Below are 3,569 nucleotides of genomic sequence, written 5' to 3'. Positions count from 1 at the left end.
CACGGCGGCAAGCCATCAGGCGGCCAGCAATGTCGAGGCTGTCGCGGCGGCAGCGAGCGAATTGACCGCGTCGATCCACGAGATCGGTCGCCAAGTCGCCCAATCCGCCCGAATCGCGGCGCAAGGGGCCGAGGAAGCCAAGCAGACCGACGTTAAAGTGCAGGGGCTCGCCGACGCGGCCCAGCGAATCGGCGAAGTGGTCCGCCTGATTAACGATATCGCCGGACAAACCAATCTCCTCGCCCTCAATGCCACCATTGAAGCCGCACGCGCCGGGGAAGCCGGGAAGGGTTTTGCCGTCGTCGCCTCTGAGGTCAAAAATCTGGCCAGCCAAACCGCCCGCGCCACGGAAGAAATCACGCAGCAAATTCAAGCCATTCAGGCCGCGACCGATGAAACGGTGGAGGTTATCCACGGGATCGGGCGCACGATTAGCCAATTGAACGAAGTGGCGTCCACCATTTCCGCCGCAGTCGAAGAGCAAGGGGCCGCCACCAACGAAATCGCCCGCAACGTTCAGCAGGCGGCCAATAGTTCGGCAACCGTCAATGCGAATGTTGATGGCGTGATGACGGCCGCCAAGGTAACGGCCGCGGCGGCGCAATCGATGCTAGAAACGTCCCGCGTGATTGGCGGCGAAACGACGGCGCTGAACGGGGCCGTGTCGCGGTTCCTCTCCGAGATGCGAACCAACATGGGTTAAGCCGCCCGAACGCTGGAGAGAAAATGATCGACCTGCCGGCGCAACATTTCGGACTGGTCCAGAAACCCGCCCGCGACCGCTAGCACCTGCTGTGCCGCCGTGCCCGTGTGTTCAGAGGCTTCAGTGACATGGTTCATGCTGGTCATTACGTCGCGGGTGCCTGCGCTGGCCTGGGTAACGCTGCGTGAAATTTCATTGGCCGCCATCGACTGTTGCGTGACTGTCGTTGCAATGGTTGCCGTTACATCATCTATTTCATGGATCGTATTGGTAATCGTTGCCAACGCTTGGACGGAACCATCGGCGGCGGCCTGAATTTCGCTGATCTTTTGAATGATGCTTTCGGTCGCCTGGGCCGTTTGATTTGCGAGGCCTTTTACTTCGCTCGCAACAACGGCAAAGCCTCTCCCCGCCTCTCCGGCACGGGCCGCTTCAATGGTGGCATTGAGGGCCAACAGATTGGTTTGCCCGGCAATTGTTTGGATCAGTTTCACCACATCGCCGATTTGTTGGGCGGCCTGCGTCAAGCTTTGGATCGTCTTATCGGTTTTTTCCGCTTCGGCGACCGCACGCGCCGCAATCGAGGCCGATTTTTCGACCTGACGGCCAATCTCGTTTACCGATGATGACAGTTCCTCGGTTGCCGACGCGACAGATTCGACATTGCTCGACGCCTGCTCGGTTGCCGAGGCGACGATGACCGACTGTTTGCACGCATTATCACTCGCTGAAACCATCGATTGAGCGACCGTTTCCAACTCAAGGGCAGATTGGGCCTGCTGCGTGATCAGCGTTCCGACCGAGTCTTGGAAACGAAGGGCTAAGTTGGCCATCAACGCCTGCTTTTCCAGTTTCGCTTCGGTTTCACGTTCCACTTGCGCCACAACGAGCGCACGGCGCTCAAGCTCGCTAGCCCGGAACGTCCGCAGAGCATTCACCATCGCCCCGATTTCATTGCGAACCTCATCGCCGACGATCTCGAAATCAACATCGCCTTTTGCAACCCGGCGCATGGCATTTTTAAGCTGGCTAATAGGCTTAACAAACCAAAACATAAACCCAAAACCCAGCAAAACACAAGAACCCACTACAACAGCGCCAATAACTGAAAAAATAACCTGAAAATCAGATTGATATTTAGAAAGTTCAAAGAACTTTACATCAATCATATTCAGATTAGCGGTTAACATATTTTCCGTTATCATCGACAATTCTGTCATGCCGTCCGTTACCGATTGCGCACTTTCATCAAAAGGCCCCATAAGGGCATTGCCCGCGACGCGACCATTCTCCAAATAAGTATTTGCCATTTTTTTCCCTAAATCATAATAGGCAGGGAAATCTATTTTTATTCTCCTGAGAGAGGCTGAAATAGTTTTCGTATTTAAAGTATTTGATAAAACTTCTGCTTTCCCCAAAGCCGCAACAAAGGACTGAGCACGCGCCTCAGCCTTCTCAAACCCTTCAGTATCCCTTGTAACAGAGACATCTTTTAAATATTGTTGCACCTGAATAATATTAAATTTCATTTCAGTTACAGCATTATGCAATTCAAAATTCTGTGAATTTTGCACAACGGCGATGTCTCTAACCTCAGAAACAAGATTTTCTTGTTTCTTAGCCGCGAATAAATTAGCACCATACCCAATGATAATTGACGTCGTAACAACAGCCAAGGCGATATATACTTTAACTCGGATAAGCATTTTTCACTCCGCCATTCGTCATACAGATTGATTTATAGGATGAGTTTTAAAATTCAGTTAAATTAATCCAGATATAACCTGTTATAATATTTTGCGAGGTAGCACTGCATTTTTAAGAAAAATTAACCTTTTAAGGTTTTCAGGATGGCAAGCCGATCTTCCGGCAAATATCGCCAGTCCCGGTCGGTCAAAGCCCCATCCAGGGCATAGAGCGCAACCCGCGTTACCCGTCGGCCAAAGCGGAACCTCAGCCGGTGCCAAGCCTCTTCGGCCCCGAGAGCGCGCAGATCGGCGACCGTATCGATACCCACCTCGCGCAGCATCTGGTCCATGCGAGGGCCGAGATTGCGTAGGCTGGAGGGAGCATCAGGCGTCGGCATCGCTTAAGCTCTTCAAATAGTCTGCCAGAGTCTTCCCCGGTTCGGGATCAAACCCCTCGTCGGTTCGCATCAGTTGCTGAATACGATCCAGGCGAAACACTCGGAACGCGCGACGCCGCTCGCACCAAGCCGTCAGTGTCCACACCATGCCCCAAAACTCAAGGGAAAGGGGGCGTACCCGGCGCGCCTCGGCGGGGGTATCGGCTTTTGCGTAGAGAAGGTCGAGCTTGCGCCGGAGCCCGAGCGCTTCCCGGATCTGGCGCAACAGCAACCGAACTTCCGGCGACAAGCGCCCGCCATAACTGTGCAAGGCCACAGGCGGCCGGGCCCCCATCGCCACCGCACCGATGGCTTCGAGTTTTATCAGAGCCTCTTTTGCCGCAGCCGCTAGGTCTGTGTCCGACCAAGCCGCCACCAACCGCGCGCCCAAAACCAAGGCCTCATGTTCGGTGGCGGAGAGGGCCAGAGGTGGCATGAAAAAGCCGGGGCGCAGGACATAGCCAACCCCGGCTTCGCCTTCAATCGGCACACCGCTTGCCGTCAAATCCGCAATGTCGCGGTAGATGGTCCGGGTAGACACTTCAAGCCGCGCAGCCAATTCGTGGGCGCGGCGCAAGCGCCCACCGTGGAGAAGCTGCAAGATCTCGAAAAGTCGATCTGCGCGGCGCATCTTACCTCCGAGGTTTTATCGCATGGCGACCCGCGTGTGGGTATGGCGCATCACTACCGATGGCCCGTGAATAGCGCCGCCGAACGCCACAAAACCAGGATCGGCCGTAA

4 protein-coding genes are annotated in these 3,569 nt (G+C 54.9%); 1 reads left to right on the top strand and 3 read right to left on the bottom strand.

Annotated elements, in window-relative coordinates; all coding sequences use genetic code 11:
• Positions 1 to 703 (top strand): methyl-accepting chemotaxis protein (locus ACIQ36_RS19310; RefSeq protein ID WP_395832393.1); only part of this gene is annotated, 703 nt, incomplete at its 5' end.
• Here ACIQ36_RS19310 and ACIQ36_RS19305 read toward each other — a convergent pair.
• The 3 genes from ACIQ36_RS19305 to ACIQ36_RS19295 all read right to left on the bottom strand — a co-directional run bounded on the left by ACIQ36_RS19305 (position 700) and on the right by ACIQ36_RS19295 (position 3,459).
• Positions 700 to 2,409: a methyl-accepting chemotaxis protein gene (locus tag ACIQ36_RS19305; RefSeq protein ID WP_395832391.1), complete on the bottom strand. Its 1,710-nt coding sequence runs from the start codon at positions 2,407 to 2,409 to the stop codon at positions 700 to 702. The genes ACIQ36_RS19310 and ACIQ36_RS19305 overlap by 4 nt on opposite strands.
• Before the next feature lie 122 nt (positions 2,410 to 2,531).
• The gene (locus tag ACIQ36_RS19300) at positions 2,532 to 2,789 is read right to left on the bottom strand and encodes a TfoX/Sxy family DNA transformation protein (RefSeq protein WP_395832389.1); all 258 of its coding nucleotides are present in this window, start codon (positions 2,787 to 2,789) and stop codon (positions 2,532 to 2,534) included.
• On the bottom strand, positions 2,776 to 3,459 hold the full coding sequence (locus ACIQ36_RS19295; protein WP_395832387.1) for a helix-turn-helix transcriptional regulator: 684 nt from the start codon (positions 3,457 to 3,459) through the stop codon (positions 2,776 to 2,778). Before ACIQ36_RS19295 ends, ACIQ36_RS19300 begins: the two co-directional genes overlap by 14 nt.
• Between the last annotated feature and the right edge of the window lie 110 nt (positions 3,460 to 3,569).

This window comes from Elstera sp., assembly GCF_044372965.1.
GTDB lineage: Bacteria > Pseudomonadota > Alphaproteobacteria > Elsterales > Elsteraceae > Elstera.
This window is presented reverse-complemented; position numbering and strand designations above follow the sequence as displayed.